General features: G+C 56.1%; 9 protein-coding genes and 1 pseudogene. 4 read left to right on the top strand and 6 right to left on the bottom strand.

The genetic code is table 11. The features are described from left to right. The 4 genes from NO345_RS18330 to NO345_RS18345 form a co-directional block, all read right to left on the bottom strand. Complete coding sequence (locus NO345_RS18330) at nucleotides 1-1,824, bottom strand: DUF2254 domain-containing protein (RefSeq protein WP_256301699.1); 1,824 nt, start codon at nucleotides 1,822-1,824, stop codon at nucleotides 1-3. 146 nt (nucleotides 1,825-1,970) lie between these two features. Next, nucleotides 1,971-7,262: a DEAD/DEAH box helicase gene (locus NO345_RS18335; RefSeq protein ID WP_256301700.1), complete on the bottom strand. Its 5,292-nt coding sequence runs from the start codon at nucleotides 7,260-7,262 to the stop codon at nucleotides 1,971-1,973. Beyond that, nucleotides 7,259-11,281: an Eco57I restriction-modification methylase domain-containing protein gene (locus NO345_RS18340; RefSeq protein WP_256301701.1), complete on the bottom strand. Its 4,023-nt coding sequence runs from the start codon at nucleotides 11,279-11,281 to the stop codon at nucleotides 7,259-7,261. Before NO345_RS18340 ends, NO345_RS18335 begins: the two co-directional genes overlap by 4 nt. Then, on the bottom strand, nucleotides 11,278-14,127 hold the full coding sequence (locus NO345_RS18345) for a helicase-related protein (RefSeq protein WP_256301703.1): 2,850 nt from the start codon (nucleotides 14,125-14,127) through the stop codon (nucleotides 11,278-11,280). Before NO345_RS18345 ends, NO345_RS18340 begins: the two co-directional genes overlap by 4 nt. A 177-nt stretch (nucleotides 14,128-14,304) precedes the next feature. Here NO345_RS18345 and NO345_RS18350 point away from each other — a divergent pair, with 177 nt between their 5' ends. Genes NO345_RS18350 through NO345_RS18360 form a run of 3 tightly spaced genes read left to right on the top strand, consistent with a single transcriptional unit; the run spans nucleotide 14,305 to nucleotide 18,340 of the window. Then, nucleotides 14,305-16,830 (top strand): McrB family protein, encoded by a 2,526-nt coding sequence (locus NO345_RS18350; RefSeq protein WP_256301704.1) that lies wholly within the window; start codon nucleotides 14,305-14,307, stop codon nucleotides 16,828-16,830. A gap of 8 nt (nucleotides 16,831-16,838) precedes the next feature. Beyond that, nucleotides 16,839-18,104 (top strand): McrC family protein, encoded by a 1,266-nt coding sequence (locus tag NO345_RS18355; RefSeq protein ID WP_256301705.1) that lies wholly within the window; start codon nucleotides 16,839-16,841, stop codon nucleotides 18,102-18,104. Nucleotides 18,105-18,112: 8 nt separating this feature from the next. Further along, nucleotides 18,113-18,340, top strand: a complete 228-nt coding sequence (locus NO345_RS18360; RefSeq protein ID WP_256301706.1) for a DUF8139 family protein — start codon at nucleotides 18,113-18,115, stop codon at nucleotides 18,338-18,340. Nucleotides 18,341-18,600: 260 nt separating this feature from the next. Here NO345_RS18360 and NO345_RS18365 read toward each other — a convergent pair. Beyond that, nucleotides 18,601-19,577: pseudogene (locus NO345_RS18365) on the bottom strand (IS1595 family transposase). A gap of 327 nt (nucleotides 19,578-19,904) precedes the next feature. Continuing rightward, on the bottom strand, nucleotides 19,905-22,778 hold the full coding sequence (locus NO345_RS18370; RefSeq protein ID WP_256301707.1) for a DUF5797 family protein: 2,874 nt from the start codon (nucleotides 22,776-22,778) through the stop codon (nucleotides 19,905-19,907). 203 nt (nucleotides 22,779-22,981) lie between these two features. Between NO345_RS18370 and NO345_RS18375 the strand changes: the two genes are divergently transcribed. Next, nucleotides 22,982-24,382, top strand: coding sequence for a transglutaminase-like domain-containing protein (locus NO345_RS18375; RefSeq protein WP_256301708.1), 1,401 nt, complete (start codon nucleotides 22,982-22,984; stop codon nucleotides 24,380-24,382). The last annotated feature ends 59 nt before the right edge of the window (nucleotides 24,383-24,441 follow it).

A 24,441-nucleotide genomic window follows, 5' to 3' on the forward strand; every position in this document is an offset into this window, starting at 1 on the left:
TTATCGTGGGCGTTGTGGGTCCTGAGACTGCGCTGTCGGATGGAGTTTCGGCAGGATACGATCCGCGTGCTCATGCTCTCGGATGGGCTTAAATTCCGAAAGCCGGAGAAGTGGTTGGGGAAGAGTCGCTGTCCGACGTCGCCGGGTTCCTGTCTGCGGATACACTCGCTTGAATGCCTCTTCAACAGCGGATGGAGCATCTTCGTGCACTTGGGAGATGGTCTTTTGCCATTTCCTCACTGGGTCTGCTGACTGGTCACCGTCAGTCTTTACTGAAATCACGAACCCGGTCTCTATCAAGCCTCTGTAGAACGGGATTGCAGGTGCGGCTTCTAGCCGACTCGCGGCCTGGGCGACACTTGACCAAGTTCGATGGAGTGTGGAAGGGGACACACACATATCCTGTTCTCCGGTGTCTGTGACCGCTAGTTCGGTAAGAGAGCACAGTAGCCGGAAGGTTGCAATGATTAGTGCCGTACGGGCAGCATACGAATCTAATTCTAAGTGCCAGAGATCGCGAATCTCCACGTCAGGGTCACCGGGACCAGAATCAATCGCGCTTCTCAGGATTCGAATTGCGGTCATGAAAGCACCCTCGAAGACAGAGTAATCGGCGTAAAACTCAGTCCTTTCCTCGTTTTCCAATAGGTTACGGTAGGATTCCAGCTCGGCCGCGAGAAAGCGATAGTGATCTTCTGAGTCGATTTTTGCGGTCTCTCGAAGCTCCACAAGTGCGAAATACCAACTCATTAGTTCGAGTTCTGCAGAAACCGATGTCTCCGTCTCATCCCTGAGTGTTGTCCGGAAGCCTTCGTGACTAAGTCGGACTACCGCTTCCGAGCCGTATTCTAACCCCTGTTCGTGGGCTTCTCTGAGATGCTTTAGACACGTCAATGCTGCGTCTCCTGCATCCGATTCATCCGCCTTGCGAGCAAGTGTCGGAATAAATTCGACCAGGAGAGGTCGAAACAGCGACTCACCCGATATGCCCGCTTCATCAGGGAGTGGAACCAGTTCGGTACTGCATTCTACATTGTTTTGTTCTCGTACCTCTTCTTCCTGGGTCGTATCAATCCCCCGAATCAGGGGAAGATTCGCTGTCTGAGACCGATCAACAGTTTGTGTACTGGACGAATCTCCGAGCTGGGAATCAAGAACTGACCGGGTTATCTCCTCAGATTTTACCGTCATAACTTCGAATCCATTCGACAGCGTCGAATTTGAGCCGTCGTCGATTTGGGCACACAGAAACTCGTAAAATCCACGTAGGGGGTTCTCATCGATACGTCGAGATGTTCTTGTGTTCCGTATGTCACTGATGTATCTTTCCGGGGTGACCTTTGTTTGATAGGCAGCGATAACCCCCGACGGCGTGGCAAGTGTTAGGGAGCGGAGGGCGTACTCAGTGATAGCAGCAAAGCTTACTGCTGCTAGCACAATCATTGATGCGACTGTAGCGAGCCGTAGCGTGGGAGGGATTAAACCCGACCCGACGAGAACCACGACATCGAGAAAAAGTGAAACACTGACAACTATCAGTGTCAGCTGAAGATGGCTATTTTCCGTGAATAGCCAGGTGAGTCTCGGTGAGTATTGAGGACTCGTCAACTGCACGCCGACATACGTCAGCGAGAACACAATCGCAACAACACTCGCTTGGCTTGTGAACAGAACGTCTGCTAGTGTTCCAGGAGCCGTGGCCGAAATAATCGCGCCGCTGTGCTTAGCGGCCAGCCAACCGGTTAAGGAGACAAACCCGATGAGAGCCGCGCCTATTCCGAAAATAGAGCTTGTCTCACCAATCCGCTCGTTCCAACTTGTCACCGAGATACAGCACTGTTTGGAACCATCGGTAATAAATATGTTAGTGAATCTAGCGAGCGGAGCGTATCGTCAGCTCCCGAGCTTGACCCGAACTATCGTCCACCCTTGCTTAGCTGTCCGGAATTGTCCTCAATTCTTCACCGTCTCTATATCGTCCGGAGCTTCTCTGCCACCTCCGTCGGCGACTCAATGCTGAAGTAACGATAGCCCAGTTGGAGCAACCGCTGTCGTTTCTCGTCATCTTGCTGGACGACATGTGCTTTGTCGTGGTCCGGGCCGTCGACGAAAACTATGACCGGCTGTGGACGAGAATCATCGTTGTAGTAGAAGTCGGCCTGCACCACCGGTTCATCGCCGTCGTAGATCGTCTCCTGGGCACTGTCCGGAAGTGGGTATCCTTCATCGCGGATAGCCGCCAACACCTCACGCTCCAGCTCGGACTCACAGCCGTCCTGAAGTGCTTCGAAATGGTCGTCATCTACACCACCATCAAGTGGCACCAGGGTCATTTCGCTCGCACCATACAGCCAGGGCATGACGAGTTCTCGGTCGAAGAGGGGGTGCTCGCGCTGGTTGTAGAACGACATCAAACACTCGTAGCAGGCACGCTCACACCCATCAGGGTCATTCGCGTGAAGGACGTCGAGCGATTCCCGAATCGAGCGAGCGAATCGGTCCTTCTCTGGGTTGGTCAGCTCATGTAGCGCGCCGGCTCCACCTTCGCTGGTTTCGTGGATGACGATGGTCATCGCCCGCTCGGATTTCGGATCGGGTTTGATGAACGTCGCGAGTTCTTCCTCGTCAAGATCGAACTCAACGAGTACACCTTGATACAGCGCTTCCTTGAGGGTCCGGAAGAACGATTCGGCTTGGTCGTCGTCGACGTCGCCCGGAAGGGGCGTCGTGAGAGTGACCGTGTCGTGGTTCCCATCGGTGTACAGCTCGATTCCTTCTCGGATGGCCGCCATATCGGCATTTGCGTAGCACTTCCCGTCGACGTGCTCTTCGATTTGGTGGTGGCTCGTGAGCCAGCGCTTGCACTCCGTACACAGGGCAAAGCCCTGGAGTTCGTCATCATCGCGACCTCTGATGCCACTGTTGACTGTGACGATACGCGCGCTTGGCTCATAGGTCACGCGGGCTGAGACGCCATCGCCGTCGAGCTCGTAGGTATGGGGCTGTCGCTGTTCGTAGTACCGAGAGATTTCGTACCCTTCCCGGCGGCGCTCTTCGTCATCGCTGGTGATGTTCTCTTCGGGCTGTGCGCGCATATCCGGCAACTCCATCGTACTGGGGTTGGTGTGGATGCCGCTGAATGACTCGCCACAGGTCGGACAGCCAGCGGCCTCCTGGGCGTCATCACCCATCAGAATCGTCTGACAGGCCGGACAGACGATTTTATGCCGAGTTACCGGCTCGGAGTCGCGGGTCTTCGGGCGGGCGTATTTGATGCCGTGGCGCTCGCCACGATAGTAGACACTATTCCCAGGAGCGAACTCACGGATTGCGCGGGTTTCGTCGCGCTGGATATCGTCCTCCATCGTCGTGAACCCGAGTGTGCAGCTCGTCCGTGGGAACCCATAGTTCGGAAGGAACCCTTGGGACCGGAGATACTGGTACGAGTAGAACCGCCGGCCGCCATTGCGCATGTCTTCGAGGCGTCGTTCAATCGCATCACGTTCCCGGCGTTCGAGGTACTCACCACTCTGGGCCTCCAATTTCTTATTCAGTCGGCGGAGTTCGCGGGTGAGCCGAGTGTATTCGATCCGCCAGGCCTCAAAGGCGTCGTCAAGGGCGTCGACGAACCCATCGACCTGGGACTCGATGAACTCGCCCGTGAACCACTCCTGGTAGTCCTCACGGCTGCGTTCTCGTTCGAAGGCACCCTCAACGGCCGTGATGATCTCCTCACGGTGGTCCCGGACCGCTTCCCTGAGGTCCTTTTGATAGCTCTCGATGATCTCGTAGTCACCGCCGGATTCGATATTCAGGATTTGTTTGATCTTTCCGTAGAACTTGAAGTCGATGACCTCGAGGACGAGTGCATTGATGTGGGCCTCGATCAAATCCCGGTTGTTGAGCAGGAACGTCGGTGGCGAAATCTCCCCAGCGATAATTCGCTGTGGGCGCTGGTAGAAGTACTGGTCGTGGGATGCACGCCCGAATCCGCTCCCACAGAATGTCGTCACCAGAGAGGGTTGATCCTGCCGACCGGCTCGCCCCGACCGCTGGGCGTAATTGCTCGGGTTCGGCGGAACGTTGCGCATAAACACGTTTGAGAGGTCGCCGATGTCGATTCCAAGTTCCATGGTCGGCGTACAGACTATCGTATTGAGATCATCACCCTCCCGGAACCGGGTTTCGAGCTCTTTGCGGATGTCACCCTCAATCTGGCCACTGTGTTCCGCCGCAAAAATGTCGACCGCTTGGTCGAAGGGCTTCGTGTACAGGTCGTGGAAGTAGGAATCCTGCAGGTCAGTGTCCTCAGGGGTAACGTTGCCACAGCTGCTGTTCAAACACATCTTCAGGTTCTTCCGGGTAACGACCGTCTTGCACTTCGGACAGACGGACACATCGCTTGCGTCGTGGGCCACTAGCCGGACGAAGCTCGGGTTGAGCATGTACGCCTGCCGGCCCCGGTAGACGTTATCCTCGATCAAGAGCGGGAGTTTGTCGGGATCTTTCAGGAGGTCTCTGACCGCCTCGACGATCGTGATGGCACGGTCGACATCAACGTCAAACGCTCGCGTCGTCCACTTGACGTGACGAGAGCGGCGATTCGTGAAGCGATGGATTTGCTGAGTGTTGCTGGTGTCAGCGGTGTCGCTGAATCCCTCGGGGAAGCGGAAGTACTGCTGCTTGTGGAACATCGCCTCATCGTCAAGGGGATTGATCGTGTTCCGCCGGAAATCGCCGAAGTTGGTGAATATCTCGTGATTAATCGCTGCCGTCCGGCGGAACAGGTCGAGATAGCCCTTGCAGTACTCATGTCGAATCGCTGGCTCTGCATTGTCGAGTTCTGGGATACCTTCCCACTGCTCGTCTAGCTCGGCGAGCTGATCGAGGTTTTCGTACTCGACGTCAAGCAGCCCAACGTCTTCGAGGCTCTGCTGCCCACGCTGCTGGCTCTTCTGCAGCTCTAGAAGGACGTGGAACTGTAGGTATTCGCTGAAGCGGGCCTTCTCGTCATCCGGGACCCCAAACATCGTCGTCTGGAGAGCATCGGGGAGTGCGTCCTGTTCGTCGAGCACGTCGAAAGTCCGATTGCCGATATCCGAGAGGCTCACTTTGTCACTGGCAGTGAGGGCATTGTACAGCGCCCGTCTAAACTTGACTCGCTGATAGAGATTATTGATGTGAGCCGCCTGTAGGGCGGTGTCCTGCCGGTTGTCACTGAATGCGATCGTCTTCTGTTGATCGTCCGGGAGCTCCTGCATCGTCGACCCGATCAGGACGTCCGTCGCGGTCGACCGTCCGACCGTGCCGAACTTGAACAGCTTCGAGAGCTCCATTGCCCGCCCCAGTCGGGTGTGGCTCACACCACAGTTGCCACAGAAGAGGAACTCCGCCTGGCTCCACATTGCCTCGAGGCCTTGACTCGCGAAGCAGCCACACGCCAGTTGGCCGCTGGTACGGTGACCGTCAGTCAGTTTATTGTGCTCTGGGCAGTACGTGACCGGTTCCGGGACAGCGTCTTCCCATGTATCGCGGAGCCGGCCTTGGTCGTCGAACCAGTCGGCGGGAAGTGAGACTTCCTCCCGGTCCCAGTCACCCCGCATGATGTAGCCAGCGGTTGCACCATCGTCGACGCTGAGGTCGTCGACTTCTCGTTGGGTGAGATGGCCCCCTTCGGATCGCGTTACCGTGTAGTACTCCTGACCACAGGCCCGGCAGAACGTGATTGGGAACGCCCTGCGGCTACGATCATACTCGTCCGCACAATGCCGGCATTCGATGTCCCCAGCATCACTGAGGTGAGGGTCGTCTTCATTGAACGCCTCTGGCGTGAGACAGGCAACGAGTCCGGAGCCCTGTGAGAAGAAAGAGTGGAGTTTCGGGACGAAAATCGGCTGCTGTTCACCCTGGACTTCCGTCGTCGCAACGGTCCCAACCAACAAGGCCGCCTGAAGTTCCCGCTGAGCTTCGGCAGCGCTCACGTCAGGACGGTACGCATCCTGATAGCGCTCGACGAGCGTGATTTCCTCCGCACCGTCGACGTCACCCGATGGCTGTATCTGCTGACTTTCCGTGCTCAGTTGTTCATCGAGGAACGCAATCGTGGGATGGTTGAGGAGGACCTCACCGAGCGCGGCCGCGGATTCAGTTTCCTCTTTGCGAAGGGAGCGGGCAGTAAGTCGTTCTGCGAGTTTCGTCGCTTCGTCCGCCGTGCCGTCGAACCGGCGAATATCGTCTTCGCCGACTTCGACGGTGTCCGGAAGGGATTCGCCCCCAGTGAAGTGAATCGGGTAGTAGGTTTCTTCGATGACCCGCTCCGGCGGGACTTCGGAGCCGAAAATTCGACCGGAGAACTCCGCAATTTCTTCTTCGGCTTCCCGGCCTTCCTCGCTTTGGACCGTTGCAGACGTCCCAATGCAAGTCAGCGACTCACCGGCATCCGTGTGTTCCCGGAGACGACGAATCAGTGCGGCGACGTCGGCACCCTGATGGCCGGTGTAAGTGTGAATCTCGTCCAGGACGAGATACTCAAGTGCGCCGGCATGCTCGGGCGGGAAGAGCTTCTTATCCTCGTGTCGCGTGAGGATGTAGTCGAGCATGACGTAGTTCGTCATCAGGATGTCCGGCGGGTCATCCTGCATCTCCTCGCGGGAGATAACTTCGCAGTCGTAGGACTCTTTCCGGCCGAATTGCTGTAGGAATTCTGCCTCACTATCGGGGTTCGAAGGCGTGTCCCCAGTGTATAGGCCGAGGCGGAGCCCCGATTCGTCAAGACGTTCGGCAAACTCCTCGTACTGGGAGTTCGCCAGCGCGTTCATCGGATAGACGATGACCGCCTTGACACCCTCTTCGCCACGAGCTTTTGACTCTAGGCAATGGGAGACAATCGGGATTCCAAAGGCGAAACTCTTCCCCGAGCCTGTGCCGGTCGAGACGATGGTGTTGCCCTCCTCGATCGCTTCGATCGCTTCGGACTGGTGTTTGTAAGGCTCAATCGGGTCGCCATCGTCGTCGTCGAAGACATTGAGAACACCCTGGTGGAGGCGTTCCTCTTCGACAAACTCCGTGAGTGGGCGGCCGTACTCGAATCGCTGGTTCAGTTCGACGAAGGGTTCCTTCCACAGCACTTTGCCGTCCTGGATGCGCGAGTCGATCCAGGATTCGATTGTCTCGTCTTCGACGTTCTGGAACGTCTCGACGTAGTTGCGGTATGAGTTCTGGACTGTATCCAGAGCATCGAAGGGGTTAAGCGATGAGCTCATTCTTGAGACACCTCGGTCTCTGTCGTGATGTCCGGTGCCATCTCCTCGAAGCGTTCCTTGATCTCGTCGCGGGTTCGGTAGTGGCCGTACTCGTCGAGTTCTTCATCCCGAATCTGCTCGAAGGAGTCGAACAGCCGCTCGAAGTCATCGGCGTCGATGCCGTAGACGTGCGCCATGAGCGCCTCCAGCTCGAACCGGACATCTTCACGTTCGCGGCCGTTCGGCGTTGTGTAGGCGAACGGATCGCCATCGTAGCCGGCCTCACGAGCAAACTGATCAAGATCGGTTGCGTGGTAGGTCAGCTGCAAGGAGAGCTCCTTGATCCGGTCGCCGATCGGGGACCCGTCATACCTGAGTTCCTCGAAGCGGTCGGGGTCTGGGATTGGAAGTTGACGGGTGATGAAGTGACTGAGGTGGGTCCCGCCGACCTTCTGGCGGGCAGCAAAATCCTGGGTAAAGGAGTTGAAAGCAGCAATCAGCAGGAGTGCCTCTTCTGCGTTGGGGCCAGTGACGTGGTTGAGTGAATCGCCGCTAGCGGCCTTCGGAATTACGCTAAAGATTGCTGTTCGCCTGTTAGTTGCGTTGGTGATATCCCGAAGCGAGATATGCCAATCCCGTCCGGATTTGTCGTCGTACTCTTCCTTAGGAATCCAATATCGCGGCGTAGCTAACTTGGTGGGGTCATCGAGCTCAGCCTCGGTCAACTTTTGAGCATCTCCATCGTCGATTTCGTCGTCGGTCTGTCCTGCAAACGTCGAAAACCGATGGTTGTACTGATGGGTTAGCTTCGACTCGTACAGCCCGATTCGCGTTTCGTCGCCCCGAGTTAGGACTTGGTCGGACCTGTCCCAGTCTTCGTCACGAAGGTCGGCATAGCTGCGGAACATGCCTGAATCATCGGCCATGTTGTACATCCGGTGAACCGCCGCTTCCCAGGGATTCCCGTCGTCTTCTCCTTCGATGATGAACGCCTCGATACCGTCGTAGATCTCGAGGACGAGTGCAGCGTCTTGTGCATTCTCGAACGTGGGGCAGTTCTTTGTGTTCGGATTGATTCGTTCGATTTCCTCGCGTGAGAGCCTGAACCGGTTATCGTCCTCATGCAACTGGTCGATCTCTGTAAGGTAGAACGCGAGCTCGAACTCTTCGTGTTGGAGATTGGCTCCTGTCTGTGTTAAAAGTGAGAACTTGAAGCTGCGGTGAACGGCCGGGAAAATCCCCTTTCTGTTCTCAAAGTCATAGAGAGAAGACAGCCGTCTCTCCTCAACGATTTTCTGGAAGTATGCCTGGGTCGTCGCGTCTGTTGCGATGCCGGTCGGGACGATCAGCCCGTTGTACCCGGTCGAATTGATATTACTCAGTGACCACTCAGCGAAAAGCGCGTACGTGTTGACGTGTCCCCGGCCAGTCAACTCATATCGGCCACTGTTCCGCATGTACGACATCGCGTCTTCGGAGCCTTCCGCCGCGGTGGTGTACGCCTCGTAGAGTTCCGGGTCTTCGTCTTCGAGTGCCTCGATCATTTCGTCACGCTCGGCTGCCGTCGACGCGTTCGCGATATCGGGCCGGCTGACGGCGAAGAACTTCCGTGGCTCGAAATTGAGCTTCTCCCAGGGCGGGTTCCCGATCACACAGTCAAAGCCACCCGACTCTTCGTACACCAGTGGGAACTCAAGAGGCCAGTGGAAGAACGAGTGTGTCTCGCTGATTTCACGGGCCCGAGCACACATACGCCCGATGTCGTTGTTGGGATCGTCGAGCCCATGTGGCGCCTCCCGGCGGACACGCTCGATGGTCTCTGGCGAGGGGCACTCCTGAGCGGAGCCATCGAGCGGCCAGTAGTACGCAGCGGTCCAGACGTCATGCGCAAGCCGCTCGGTTTCAAGGCTTTCGGCGTGCTCGAAGGACTCGTAGAGCTCGGCTTTGCGATGGACGTCGTCGATCGCTTCTTCGTCGAGGTTTTCGAGCTGCTCGGCAAGGTCGACGTGGTCTGCCTGTTCGGTGTACTGCCAGTCGAGGCCGGCCTGGACCTGAGCTGAATCGTCGAGCTCACGGTTCTGACTTCGAACCCGCTTGCGGACTTCGTTCCCGATGTGCCAGTCTCGGCCTCCGGACGTCTCGTATGCGTCCGCGGGGACGCCTTTCTCGATCAGCTCTGGCGTGGCGCCGATCAGGGAATTTCCTTGCTTGATCCGGTGATCGAGGAAGCTGAGCGGTTGGTCCTTCACCGCGGAGTTAATCCAGAGACTGACTTTGGCCAGCTCCACAGCCATGGGGTTGAGGTCGACACCGTAGAGGCAGTGCTGGACGACGGAGCGACGGGCTTCCCGGACGGTCGATTCGTCGGGGTACTGTGACTCGCTTCGGATCTCCGCCAGACGCTTCCCGAGGTAGTTGTTCGCGGCGATCAGGAAGGCACCACTCCCACATGCAGGGTCACAGACGTCGATGCTCAGCAGTGCCTCTTCCTGGGCTTCGGGCGAGGCATCGGCGTCGACGCGGTCGTCGACGAGCGGTTCGAGCGCACTATCGATGAGTTCGTCGACAAGCTCTGGCTTCGTATAGTAACTGCCCGTCTCTTTGCGCTCCATTCCACGGTCGTCGAGGTAGAACTCCCCGGCAGAGACTGACCGTTCTTCGAACTCGATAGCTGTCTCCGCGTATTGGGGCGTGAACTCGAGTAGGCTCTCGTAGACGGCGCCGATCTCGTCGACGCCCAAATCGGCGTAGGAGATGCGCTGCTGGTAGCCCTCTTGTTCGACATGGGTGAGGTTGTAAATCGCTTCCAGGAGCGCATGGTTAGGGCAATCGGCCTCAGCGACGTATTCCAGACGGTCATCATCGAAGAGACCGCCGTTATAGCCTGGGACGTGGAGTACCTCATCGTCAACCCCGTGACCAACCATGTCGAAGGTGACCTGTAGGCCCTCCCAGAGATCTATGTTGGGGTCTCGCCCATTGTGTTCCTCTGCACGGGTGCGGAGCTGGTTGATGCTGTAGTCTTCGGTGTAGAGGTCACCGCGATCAGCCATCATCCCTCGCTGCTCGGCGAACATGAGGAACAGCAGGCGGTAGACGATCCGAAGGAGGTCTTGGTAGTACTGATCTTCAGCGTCCTGTCCCCCTTCCTGCAGAGCAGCTCGGATCTCGGGAGTGAGGAATCCGTTGCCGAGTGTCTCCAATGCGTCGACGACGTTCGACTGGAGGTCTTGCCCGACCTTGACGCCGGTCGCGAGTGCGACCTGATAGAGTGACTCTAACGGCGACTCATCATCTCTGGGTACGAACCGAGAGGCGTGCACGAGCCGGTAGAGGGCACGAAAGTCAGCATAGCTCCGATTGGTGAAGATGCTCTCAAGGTCAAACTCGACGTAGCCACGAGCGTAGGTGTGATAGTAGTCCCGCAGGACACGGAGAGTGAGCCCATCGGTGACGACGCTCCACTCTATTGCTGCGTTCGCGTTGAGGTAGGTCTGCAGTTCGTCATGTGGGCTCTTTCGGCTCCCAATCGCTCCTCGATGGTCACCATCGTCAAGTCGTTGGTCCGGGTCAGGCCGAATCATATGCAGGACCGGCGGCGCCGTCGCAGGCACCTCAGCATCCGAGTTGATCGACTCCGGACTGGCCCACCCACGGTGGGAGAGGCTGGCCTCGATCCCATCAGCTTCGAGGTTCGATTGCTGATAGGCCGGGGCGAATCCGAGGGCCTCAAACAGCGGTAAGAGCCACTTGTTACGCACTGCGGAGACGTCCATCTCGAACACCTCGTTTGACCGGCTGATGTCGTCCCACCGCTCGACGAGATCGTCCCAAGCCTTGCTGATCTCGCCTTCCAATTGGCCGCTGGAATCCGGTGCGTCGACCTCAGGAAGTTCAAACGTCTTTGGCTGAACAGCGTCTTCGGAGCAGCTCTCCTCTCTGAGCTTATAGAGCAGCTGTTCGGTTAGCAGACCGCCGCTGGTTTTGATGAAGCTGGTCTCCCGCTGGCGAGGGGCCTCTGTAGTAGATTCCGTGCTCATTGTGCAGGGTAGTGGAGGCCAATTGTAAGCAGATCTCGACTCGCCACCGAGAGGTTATCGATACCGGTCATCGACTCCCCATAGCCAGCCTCCTGAAGCGATTCACGCATCTCTCTTCGTTCCGCTTCGATCTCGCCACGGCGCTGGTCCGCTTGGACACGAATCGAATCCTCGAGTGCGTCGTGGTTGATTGCTTGGGCAAGGTCTCGCTGCCACTCTTCTTCAGTCCGGTTCGCAGCGGTACTCTCAGCGTCTTGGAGTGCCTCCAATTCCTCAGCTGAGAGCGCTTCGTCACCGTAAAGCGGGAGTGCCATCTGGACGAGTTCCTCCATGACGGTGGGTTCGTCCCCTGTATGGGCGAAGTAACGGATTTTGAATGTATACACTGCCGTTGGGGAATCGACGGCGTCGGTCCCACGCATCGCGGTGCGGCCGTAGCGATCGTCGCTAGTGAGAGCGACCTCTTTGACGGCCTCGATTAGGCGCTGGACGAGTGGGTGAGCGATGTCCAGCATCTCGGCGTCATCGTCTTCCGCCGCTCGATTAGGGTCGAAGGTCGCGCGTTCGTAGTGGTCTGCGACATCGTGACCACGGAGTTCGTCGGTAGTGATTTCGATCTCATAGGTGCTGTCGGCATTCATGGAGCGATTGCAGTCAAATAGATCGAGCCCGCTGTTGACGAACTCCTTGAGTGCATTCGGCCCGCCCAACATCTTCTGTGTTTTCTCCTGGCGTTCCTTGACCTCGGAAAGGTCGACCTCTGTGTGATTGTAGAAGGACTCGTCTTTGATTCGGTCAAGGACTTCGTCATCGAACGCGCTCTCCTCGACGGCCTCCTGCCCATCACCAATAAAATCATGAAGCGTGTACTGGGGCATGAGGTGCTGCATCTCGTCGTTATCCAGCAACTGCAAGACCCCTTCATCATCACCCAGATACGGCGGAGAGAATCCATACTCGCTCCGAATTTCTTGTGCCTTCTCGATCAGTTTGGTGAGGACGGTCCGGTCCATCGGATCGTTGACCACCATCGTCCGGATGTAGACCGTCTCCGCCTTCTGACCGTAGCGGTCGACACGCCCGTTCCGTTGTTCCAACCGGTTCGGATTCCACGGGAGTTCGTAGTGGATGACCTGGTTCGCGGCGTACTGTAGGTTCATCCCCTCGCTGATGACGTCGGTGGCGATTAGCACGCCGCGCTCGGAATCGGCGAACTCCTGAAACCGTTCGTTCCGTTCGGCCTCGCCCAGTTCCCCGTAGAGCGTATGGACACTCACTCGATCACCGAACTCGTCACGGACGTGTTCTTCGAGATACTCCAGCGTGTCCACGTATTTTGTGAAGACAATCGTCCCACCGCTGTTGAATCGGGCCGGAAGGGTTTGATCGAGCAGCCGCTGGAGTTTGCTGTCGCGAGTTTTCGTAACGCGGTTTGCTGCCTCAAGGGTTTCCTCGAGTGTTTCCAGCTCGACCTCAATCGCACGGCGGTCACCGGTGACTACTCGTTCGACACGCTGCCCGAGCTCGGTTTCGGAGTAGTCCTCACCAGGGTCGTTGTCCAACGCATTTGCCTGAGCCATCTCTTCTGAGATCCCTGCAGTCTCCTCAATGACGTCGTCGTCGGACTCGAGTTCATCAAGGCGATTCGTGAGCTTGTCCTTGCGGTTGCGTAGCGACCGACGCAGTGCCTCGGGGCTCGAAAGGGCTCGCTTGAGGAAGTGCACGACGGTCCACTGGGCAAGCGTGCGGTTGTCTGAATGCTGGGCGGCTTCGACTAGCGCATCCCCGTAGTCTCGAACGGCATCGTAAGCGGTCGTCTCGTAGTCAGTCGGATTCACCTCGACCGTTTGCTGATCACGATCCGGGAAGGGGTTTTCGTCGTCGTCACCGAACCACTGTTCAACGTCTTCCCGACGCCGCTGGACGACGTGACGCTTTGCGATATCCCGGTTGATTTGAGGGTCGTGCTGGTCCCCAGAGACGATATCCGGGTTGACCATATTCAGCAGGCTCGCGTAGCTGTCGGTGTACCCGTTATGCGGTGTCGCGGTCAGCAGCAGGGCGTGGGTCGCTGCGTCCGTGATATCCTGTGCAAACTCCCATCGCTGTTTCGAGGGACTAGCGCTCGCAGACACCGTGTGCGGGCGGGCCGCCTGATGAGCTTCGTCGATGATGACCATGTCCCAGTCCTGACTCAAGATCTGGTTCCGGATATGCGACTGTTTGGCGTAATCGATCGAGACGATATGCTTCGAGTAGTAATCCCAGACGCTGGTTCCCGGCGGGACGTCTTTCTCCATCGCCCTCCGACTACGACGGTCAGTAATTTGGGCGTCGATGTGGAAGAAGTGCTCAAAGGTCTCTCGCCACTGGTCACGAAGGTTCGCGGGTGTAACGATCAGAATCCGGTCGGCCCGGTTCCGTGCCAGCAGCTCGCTTGTGATCAGCCCTGCTTCGATCGTCTTCCCGAGCCCAACGTCATCAGCCAGCATCAGGCGCACTTCTGGCATATCCAAGGCCATGACGACCGGCGTCAGCTGGTACTCAGTCGGTATCACGCGCGAGCGCTGGAGGCTCATCAGTGGGGCCGTTCCGTGCAGCATCGACAGCCGGTTGGACTGAATGAGGAGGTCCTGGAACTGCGGGTTCCCCATCCGGTCGGTATCGGGGGCAGGCAGGCTCCCCTTCTCGATGCTTTCGATAGGGGCGTAGAATCGGTGTGTCGTGGTAGGACCGTCAAGAGCCGTTGCGGAGACAACTTCGCCGTCGACGCTGTCGACACGCCAAAGGCGGTTCCGGTTCCGGATGACCTCACCCGGGAGGAGGTTACTCGTGTCCACACTCATATTGTGTCACGCTCAGCAGTTGGGAGAGACTTTTGAAGCATCTGCGGGATGGGAGTAAATATAGCTGGCAGGATTTATACGTTGTCCTGTTTCCAAGAAAAGCCCGGGACGGAATCGGGGATGATCGTCTAGTCACCAGAGGTGAATTTATGTGTCCCGGAACCACCACTGTATGCAATGACGCCTGGTGTCGTCCTCGCTTCAGCGACTAGCCCGACGGAACAGGCCGTTTTCGACGAACTCGTCTATCAGGGTGTCAAGCGCTCTCGACTCAGTTCGTATCGCCCTCCGGGTGACAGTCGAATCGTGCACTCGTGGCCGCTCCCACTCGCGGATCACGTCGATACCTCTGACCTTACTGCTGGTGACTACGTGCTCTTTTACCGCGGCCACAATCGGTACAGCTGGGCAGCAGAAATCACAGCGGTCGAAACCGATACCGACGAAATCGGCGATGTTCTCACGGGGCTTGTTGCTACCCGAGGGCCGCAGAACATCCAGCCCGATGACGAGTTTAGCGATGCGGTTCTGTTCCTGGACATTCCGGTCCCAATCGAGCTCGAGAGCTATCGCCTGCATGACCTCCTCGGAATCGATCAAGAGGCGCTGACGAGAACCATCATCCCCGGTAGCGATGCTACCGCAAACCTTCAAGACGAGTTTGGCTCCCTAGAAGAGATGATTCGAACGACGCGGAAGAGCCCCTCTGCGTTTATCGAGGTCACATCAGTCAAAGATAAGCCCTACAAAGAGCCTGATGGAGAGTTCCCGCTGGGGTCAGCAGTGTTCTCGCGGAGCCAAGGGGCCGATGGTCGGAGGATATACGAGACACTCCGTGACCCCGAGGTTGGAGACCTCGTTCTACACATCCGAAAAGACAGTCGAGAGCTCGTCGGGGTGTCGACGGTCGCGTCGACGCTGCAGGAGGATTTCGAGGGGCCGCCAGACGACTCCTGGCCTCAGGAGGAACGTGGTGAAGGATACTTTCGCCCGCTCGGGAACTACGTGGCCTTCGAAGACCCGCCTAATATTGATCAGGACTTGCTCCAGAACGAGGACTATCGGGAACGGCTTCAGCAGATCTATGACTCGACGGAGAAGCTCTTTTACGACAGGAATTTCGAGCTTGCGCAGGGCGCATACTTCACCGAGTCGCCACTGGATTTTCTGTATCTTTGTATCGCTGAGGAGCCGACACTTGTGCAAATCGCTGAAGACCGGTTCTGGTCAATCCCGAGGCCTGACGCAGTCAGTCAGTATGACACAGTAACGGATGCGGTCGTCGACGTTAGAACGAAACTGCCGTTCGATGAACGAGACCGGGATTGGTTCCTCGATGTCTTTACTGAAGTCGTCATTCGAGACCTTACCAACGCCCTCTCGAAAGTCGAGCCTGACGCTGAGTTGACCGAACGGGAAGCTGCATTCATCTCGCTGGTCAAAGAGATGTATGAGAGCCGTGTGGACGAATTCGAAGTTGCAGCTGATCGACTCGGGATTGGTCGTACTAACCACGTTTCGCCAGCAGAGACGCTGTTTTTCGTGCTGTTCCGGGTACTGCAGTCCCGGGTCGGCGTGTCCCCGAACATGAACCAGGTGAAGGCCAAGGTTATCATCAACGACGAGTACGACGTCGAAGCGCCGACACCGGAGTTCGATCCAGACGACGAGACCGAGCCGCTGTCAGCTCGACCGATGCCTGATCGTGGGGAGGACATCGCCCGCCAGCTCCTCGATGTCGGACAAATGGTGTTCTACGGGCCACCCGGGACCGGCAAGACGTACACTGCCGAGCAGTTCGCTCGGTGGTGGCTGAATCAACAACCTGACGTCGAGCCCACGACGGGGCAGCTCGAGACGGTGACGTTCCATCCCTCGTTCACCTACGAGGACTTCATCGAGGGGTTGAGCGTCGACACGAACGAGGAAGGACAGGTTCGGTATGACGAACAGCCCGGTGTCTTCCTGGAGTTCGCGGAACGAGCACGCCAGGCCTACTACGCAGCTGGGGAATCTGAACCTGCACCGCGATACGTCATGATCATCGACGAGATCAACCGCGGGAACCTCGCCCAGATCTTCGGCGAAATGATCACCGCTCTCGAGATAGACAAACGACTTGATGCCGAGAGCGAGGTTTCAATTTCGCTGGCCCACTCCGGGAATTCGTTCTCGATTCCACCGAATCTCTACCTCATCGGGACGATGAACACCGCCGATCGGTCGATTGCACTCGTCGACGCCGCGTTGCGACGTCGCTTCCGGTTCCTTTCGTTCCCCCCGAATCTCGATCGTGCCCGGGAGGACCACGGCTTCGACAGTTGGGACGCTGTTGAAGACGCTGCTCGGACGACGGGGGATAATCGACTGCTTGCCCAGTCCCTAATTGCGGTTCAGGTACTGAATGAACGGATTCGTGATCAGCCTGATCTCGGTCGAGGCAAGCAAATCGGGCATTCATTCTTCTACGGGGTGTCGGACGAACAAGACGTCGTCGACATGTGGCGGTTCGAAATTCTCCCCCTGCTCGAGGAGTACCTGTTCGGGCAGTACGCGCGGATTCGCGACGCCCTGTTCTCCGGGCATGGCGAGCAGCTGTTTGACTGGGAACATCAGCAGATCAAAGCATTCGACGCCGCTGCCCTGGAGTCGGCACTGGGTTCGTTTGTCAGAGACTACGTCGAGGATACGGAGGCAGACTAGAGGCCTTCATGTCGATCCCCGTTCCACGCGGTGAAGCCGAAGTCACCGCCGATATCGAGCTCGGAGAGTACGAGGAGTCCGACCCAATCGAGCTGAGCGAACAGGCTGCGCGGATGCTGACCCAGGACGTCAACGGGGGGACAGACCGAGATGGGGACCGGATCAATCTGCGGTACACCCGGGATGGAAAGGCTATCCTCAAAGCGACCCAGTATGTCGGCATCGTCTCACTTCTCGATGGGCCAGTTATCCAAGTTAGTCCGAAAGCTGCAGGAACGAATTTGTTGTATTTACTCCAATACGCACAGGACACGACCCCGACAACTTTTGCGTCAGAGACGCCGTTCCAGCGAGGCCCAACGTTTCTCGACGCGTTCGGGGCACTATTCGAAGCCGAGCTCCGGGAGGTGTTGAATCGTGGTCTCCAGACTGATTATCGACGCGTTGCCGGGACGGAACCCCATCTTCGTGGCCAGTTGAACATTCAGCAGCAGCTCCAACGCCACCCGCCCACCCCGACGAAGTTCGAGTGTACCTACGACGAACTCACGCATGACACAACTGCCAACCGGGCCATTCTCTACGCGACGTCGGTGTTACTCGGGACGGTGTCGGATCGATCAATCACCCAGACCCTTCGACAACACCAACAATTGCTCCGGCGGCGGGTTGAACTGACACCCGTCACAGGTGCCGAGCTTGATGGAATTCAGTTAACGCGGCTTTCCGAACATTACGAGGACATCCTTCGACTCTCACGGTTAGTGATCGAGAACGCGTTCGTCTCGGAGTTGACCGCAGGAAGTAGCACGTCCTTCGCGCTGATGGTGAACATGAATACGGTCTTCGAGAACGCCATTGAACGGGCTGTCACCACGGTTTCAGAACAGCGTGGATGGACGGTCAAACCGCAGGAGAAAACCCAATCCCTGTTGACTGGCGGTAAGCACAACGTGACGCTAAAGCCCGATGTGACCATCTATGAAGGCCATGAGCAACCGCTGATCGTCGGTGATGCGAAGTGGAAGATTGATACGCCCTCGAACAGCGACTACTACCAGCTCACGTCGTACATGCTGGGTCGTGACGCACCGGGGATTCTGTTTTATCCCGATTGTGACGGTGATAATGCGACGACCGCAGAGGTCGCTGGACAGTTCCCGCTTGAGATCGTCGAGCTGCCGACGGCCGCTGCCGTCGACGACTTCGATGAGTTCGTTGATCAGTTCGAGGCTGCTGTTATGATAGCAATCGACTCTCTCCTTGAATATTAAACAAGAAAATGACAGAACACAGCATTGAGGTTGGAGACCGTGTTCGAATCGATATCCCTGATGAGACGGATCCAGATCATGACCAACTCCATGGACGCTACGGCAAGATCATCACGATTTTCGAGGACGACGCCAACGACGTAACAGGTGATGATCGTGATGCTGTACTGTACCGGATTCAGCTAGACGACGGGACAGAGACCGATGTCCGGTGGCGCGATCTCCGACCACCGTAAGCAATCGAACTATTAGTCCTGTTCCCGGCAGTTTCAATAGAGATCGGACTGGTTGATTTCTGGCTCCGACACGTGTTGGCGACCACAATCTTGCCATCGACTCTGGTTAGGATATCGTGGACGAGCTCATCGACGATGAGAATACAGTTCGTCGAAGCTTTCCATTCTGCGCTGGGGTGAGATGGCGTGATTCGGTGAGCTCTCACCTAGACCTAGCTACCAGTGTTGACGACAGTCCCGAACAGGAAACAGTGTCGCTCTTATGTAGAACTGTGGAACGAGTCGATCGCAACGCTATCAACGAGTGTCAATACCGGTGCGCTCACGCGGTTTAATGACATGGACCAATCCGAAGGTATGAGCGGCCTGTTCCAAGCCCTGCTTGGACAGACCGCGGAACTTCCGCAGCCACGGATGAATCACCGACCAGAGGCTCTCGACGTGGTTAATGTGGACGCCGTCTGGCGAAACATACCGCTCGTCGTGCATCACAACTCGATGATCATAGTCGAGTCTCCGATACGCTTGCAACCCATCGGTCCAGACCTCTCCCAGCGGCTGGGAGAGGTCTTCAGCTTCCTGGATCACGCTGAGAAGATCACTCTCGAAGCGTATGCCTTTCTTCGCCCGTATCACGGTGAGCTCGTTGCGGCGGGCCGCGACGAGCGTTAGCTGATTGCCGTGGCGACCCTTCCATCGAGTACGTCCTCTACGCGACGATCCCCCACGAGAGCGGCTCTTTCGTGGAGGATTTTGTCCTTTGTAGCCCGACAGACTTTGCCGCTCTCGTCGACTTCAGTCGGACCGAACACCGTTTGCTGGATCCGTGCCCATATGGAGGGGAAGCCGCGAGAGATCGCGGCTTCCACGTCTCGAATCGCGTAATAGACGGTCTTGTACGTGCGGTCAAACAAGACCGCATTCTGTGAGATGCTCAACAGCGTATCAGCATACAGAACATACGCGAGAAGCACCTCACCACCGAAGAGGTGCTTCTCGTGGAACGGCGTTCCATACGTGTGTACTGGTCGAAAATCACAGTTCCGACACCAGACACGGTCGAGGCCGTCCCAGACGCGAATGCTCTGATGCTCCAGTGTGGACAAGTAGCGTCCGCCCAGAACTGCTTGAGTCGCTGCTCGATACGGGCGTCGAGCGGCTCGGTCCGAAGGGCTAAGACCTCTAAGTCCACTAGTTGACATAGCATCCTGCCGAAGGTTGGAATGGTACTGGACATACCTCCAAATTCGCGGCAGGATGCTGTAACTCTACGTCTGAGAACCGTCTTTCCGCAACTCTACATAAGAGCGAAAAGCCTTAACCAACAAGTCCGAATTGTTGGTTAATGTTGTGCCGATCGAATTCGGAGTAATAGAGCCAAGGGAACGGACGGGCGCACGTGGATAGCATCAGAGCCACGCCCCTCTATCGATGTGTGATCATCAGTTGGTTCATCTCGCACACGTGGTCCCCTTTGATCGCCAACTGCTAGTACGGCACCGAACTCACGACTGAGCAAATGGAGCGGGGAGTTCCACCGACTCGCCAGACGATTCTTATAGAGCTACTCTATCTCTCCTGCCAGATACTGGGTCGCTTTGTTTGTGTGCTGAATCTTGTGATTGGAATCCCGTTGATAGTACTCACGAAGCTCCGAGCTCAGATAGTCCCATGCTTCTTTCCCGTTTTTCATCTCCCATGCGTCGGCCAATTCGGAGTTTGACGTCGGTGTCAGGTTGACGAGCGACTTAATCCGGGTATATTTTTCCACATCAAAGTTGGCATTCGAAATTCCTTCTCCAGTGTCGGTTTCCTTGTCAGGGCCATCGGAGTCAGTTACATCGTTCCCGCTACTCGGTGAATTCCCAGAGTCAGGTCCCACCTCCGATGAAGGATCGTTTCCGGAACTGGGACCATTGATCTCTCCGAGGGGAACTCCGTCAACCCAAGTTCCAGATTGCCAGTCATAGACTCCGCCTCTGTCTGCCACATAGTTGAGAAACTTCTTGAGTGTATTCCCAACCGGCGCATTTTCCTTAATCGCTGACAAATTACCTACCATGATGAAGCGCGACTTGGGACGGGTCGAGGCAACGTTAAACCGATTTGGGTTCCCAGAAAAGCGGAGGCCGCTCTTTTCAGTATTGACGGCACTGAAGATGATTGTATCGCGTTCTCGACCTTGGAAACCATCCACGGTGGAAACTTCCACGCCACCGTATTTCGGAAGTTCGTCAGCAATTAGACTCCGCTGTCCGCGAAACGGAGTGATGACACCAAGCTGGTCTTCAGAGACATCCGTGCTATCGATAAAGTGACTCACGAGCTTGGTAACAGCTTCTATCTCTGATTTGTTGACTGATCCACTGAAGCGCTTCCGCCAGGCTTCCTCACCGTCGACATCAACGAACACAACAGGAGGGCCAGCAGCAACTTCGGCAGCGTTCGACGCTGTTCCAGTTGTCTGATCCAAGGTCGTACCATCTGGGCACGACTCGGCGACTGAGATTTGATCGTTGTAGATGTGCTTTTTTGCGAATCCAATGATGTCTTCGTGGCTCCGGTAGTGGTGTTCGAGCCAGCGTTCAATGTCATAGCGATTTCTGAGGAACGAGAAGATTGATGCCTCATCCGGTGGGCTACCGTCTCTGGTTTTTATCGTTTTCAGAACGGGTTGGAGCTGATTATGGTCACCGACAACGACCCACTTTTTCGCAGAAACCATGCCCAGAAGCCCGAGTGGTACCGGGATTTGGCTTGCTTCGTCAATAATCACTGTATCAAAATCGACTTGCGCGAGGCCACCGAGATGAGCACGAATGATCGTCGACCCAGTGATGTCGGCGTTGCTGATGGAGGTTGCCTCAGCTTCCTCTTGGAGTTCTTGAATCCGGCGTTGGATATCGGTCAGCTCCACCTGCTTGGCGTCAATTGTCTCAGTGACATCAGTAACGTTAGTTAAACTACTTGGGCCAGTTTCTGCTGCGTTTTCCAGAACTGACCGGTCCTGTTTTAGATTCTGGACTTTGGAGTTGAGATTGCTGATATTGGATTTCAGTTCTTCCGCAGTTTGAAGAAGGTCTGTGACAGTCTCGTCGGTGCTGTCTTCCATTACCTTCGACAGCATGAGTCTCTTCGTGCCTTTCGAGAGTTTTGCGGGGCGACCCACTCGAACTACTTTATGTGTATCCTGCGTAGCGAGTTTTTCGATTACGTTATCGACCGCAATATTGGTGTGAGAGGCTACCAGAACACGTTCACCCGTAGCGGCGAGTTCGTAGGCTGCTTTCGCGATTACCTCGGTTTTCCCCGAACCTGGTGGGCCAACTACGAGCGAGAGGTCTCCGGAATTCAATCCAAGTATATCGGATAGCACCTCCTTTTGTGACTCATCGAGTTCGAACCCATCGAGACTCATCCAGTTTGTTGGCTCACTTTGATCCGGTCTGCTGAGAGTACGCTTATCAAAGGTCTCGAACAAACGGGGCGCGTTGGTCGCGAGCTTCTCGACGGTTGCATCCTCACTGCTGGAATTGCGCCAGCCGGAGAAACCACGACGAGCTTCATAGAGGAACCCAGACTGTTGGGTCATAGCAATACTAGACTCTGAACTACAGACCGTGATCTGTTGGCCTTCCTTCAGCGCAGCGGCTGAGGTGTTTTCATAGTCCACGTGGATATCTCTCCCGTCGGTGTTGACCACTTTCCCCATGAATTTGAGACTGGAGTCTCTAATCTGACCGATCTGACCACCTTCCTCAATCCAACCTGGGAGCGAACTCTCAGCCCGCAATACGATGAAGTGTTTTGTTCTATTTTGGCTGAGTACCGTAACGTCCAACTGTTCGCGCCATTTCGATTTACTCTCTTCTTCAACTTCGTCGTAGAGGAGGGCGGGCCACCCGGGGAAGCGGGCCTCACAGGATTCACACTGATAGACAAATGGCGTCGAGAGTTGGACTCCACAGCTGTCGCAATACGAGTGAGTCTCTTCGTCCCCGTCATGGGAGTCTTCGATCCGTTTCAACTGTTGTTTGTTGTCTGCGAAGTGAGTACGGACTTTGTCTACCTCTGATTGGATTTGGGGTGTTTGCACAGTTTCTTTGAGATATTCGTCAATGTGCGAGGCGAGAATCGCGAAGCCAATAGCAAGATCTGAATCCGTGTAGTCGACTACTTCTGCACCAACGCAGCGAAGAATCGCGGCAATTCCAGCGTCGGAGCCATAGGTGTCCTTGCAGAACTCAACGCCCTCTGCTGGATTGTCCTCAAGCCACGCCTGGTTCGAACGAAACCGGTCGGGAGATTCAACATTGAGGAATGGGGGATGATTCGTGACCAGATATCTACAATCTGTGAGAATATTGAGGAGGTGCATCCTCTCGCTGGAAACACCTAGCTCGTTGGCGATTTTTTGATACAGATGCCAGGAAGTCATATTGCGAAAATGTCCTTACACACATATGTAATTCAGCCAAAAGGCTCATACCTGATGTTACGTCACCGGAATTTGCCACCTCCTCAGGAGTATATCGATTAATTCGAGTTGTGGTCCGATCAGTGACTCGCCGTTTGGAGAACAGAATCTGATACTGACACTGTAGCCAAAACCGTTATAGCATCAATCTGGTAATAATTCACATGGACCGCCGTGACTACATTGCAGGTCTGACCCTCCCAATCACGACATGTATCGCTGGTTGTTCTTCTATCCTTTCTGAAACTGAGGACTCAACAACTGATTCCGATGGTGACGGAGTTCCAGATAAACACGACTACGCGCCTCGAGACCCGGATGTACAATCTGAGGGCGACGTCGTCGGTAGAACGACTACCGCGGAACTTTCCAACGTTTCCGAATTCGATCTGGAGACAGAGACCACACCAGCACCAACAACAAACTCTGTGATTATCGACGACGAAGAGACCTTTGCAACAACGGAACCGACAACAACCAGACCCACGACAACACCGACGACGACACCGACTGAAACCCTCCCGACGAACGAGGTGTCAGCTGACGCTGCTCCGATTTCAGACCGAACCTCTCATTTCACGGCGTACTCGATGCAAGACGCCAGAGTTCGGCTTGTCTCGGAGACAATCGACCGAAGTTATCCTGATGGTGGTCGCTTGCTCGTCGTTGCTGGGGCCTACCCCGATGAGATAATGGCAGAGGAGGGTGCTCACGGCTACGGGCTTAGCGATGCCTTCGTGCCGGAGCAAACGATGGAGCAGACCGTCCCACTAACGTTTGAACGTGTCCCAGATACCTCATTCTACCTGCAAACGTATCTCGTTCCTGGTGACGCAACGATCGAGACGCTTGAGCTCGAAGATGCTGAGTACCTTTGCGAGACGAACCGGCTTCGACTCTCAGGTGGACGTCTCACAACGGAAGAGCCCCTCCCGAGCGTAGGCGACTTCGAAGCAACGGGATTCGCCCGTAGGAGTGCAGAGGGGTGTTATCTGCTGGAGTTCAACGGCAGAATCAGCGGGAGGAATTGGAACGCCAATCTAATCGCATACAAATCCACATATGTGCAGGCCTCGGAAGCAGTTCGGTCACGCGACCGCGGAGAGTATGTCCAAATCGCGCAAGAGTCCGGTCTCGCAGATAATCTCGCCACAATTCTAGCGGAGGAAGCAGCGGCGAATGGCTACACGACACAACAGGAGCAGGTCCGGTTCGTGATTCGCTTCGTTCAGGACCTCCCGTACGTCCCCGACGATGTGAGTACGGGCTACGACGACTACACGAAATCCGTCACGGAAACGCTCGTTGAGGGTGGTGGGGACTGCGAGGACTCCGCTATCATGATGGCATCTGTTCTCCAGGCAGAGACGTTCAACTACGACTGTATCCTCATTCAACCACCACAGCACATGGCAGTGGGAGTATACGGAAACGATCTCCCAGGAACCTATTGGGAGTACAACGGTCGACGCTATTACTATCTCGAAACGACGGGTAATGGGTGGACTGTTGGTGAATTACCACCCGAGTATGAGGGAGAAGACGCCTATCTGTACGATGTGTAGCGTCCGGCCAGAATTGATTGAGTCGCTGTTCGATGGGAACATCGAGTGGGCGGGTCTGA

It is taken from the genome of Haloarchaeobius salinus (genome assembly GCF_024464185.1).
In the GTDB taxonomy this organism is placed as follows: Archaea; Halobacteriota; Halobacteria; order Halobacteriales; family Natrialbaceae; genus Haloarchaeobius; species Haloarchaeobius salinus.

Coding starts and splice junctions, on each gene's coding strand:
- NO345_RS18375 (WP_256301708.1), top strand. CDS start 22,982: ATGGACCGCCGTGACTACATTGCAGGTCTGACCCTCCCAATCACGACA.
- NO345_RS18350 (WP_256301704.1), top strand. CDS start 14,305: ATGACGCCTGGTGTCGTCCTCGCTTCAGCGACTAGCCCGACGGAACAG.
- NO345_RS18345 (WP_256301703.1), bottom strand. CDS start 14,127: ATGAGTGTGGACACGAGTAACCTCCTCCCGGGTGAGGTCATCCGGAAC.
- NO345_RS18335 (WP_256301700.1), bottom strand. CDS start 7,262: ATGAGCTCATCGCTTAACCCCTTCGATGCTCTGGATACAGTCCAGAAC.
- NO345_RS18370 (WP_256301707.1), bottom strand. CDS start 22,778: ATGACTTCCTGGCATCTGTATCAAAAAATCGCCAACGAGCTAGGTGTT.
- NO345_RS18355 (WP_256301705.1), top strand. CDS start 16,839: ATGTCGATCCCCGTTCCACGCGGTGAAGCCGAAGTCACCGCCGATATC.
- NO345_RS18360 (WP_256301706.1), top strand. CDS start 18,113: ATGACAGAACACAGCATTGAGGTTGGAGACCGTGTTCGAATCGATATC.
- NO345_RS18340 (WP_256301701.1), bottom strand. CDS start 11,281: ATGAGCACGGAATCTACTACAGAGGCCCCTCGCCAGCGGGAGACCAGC.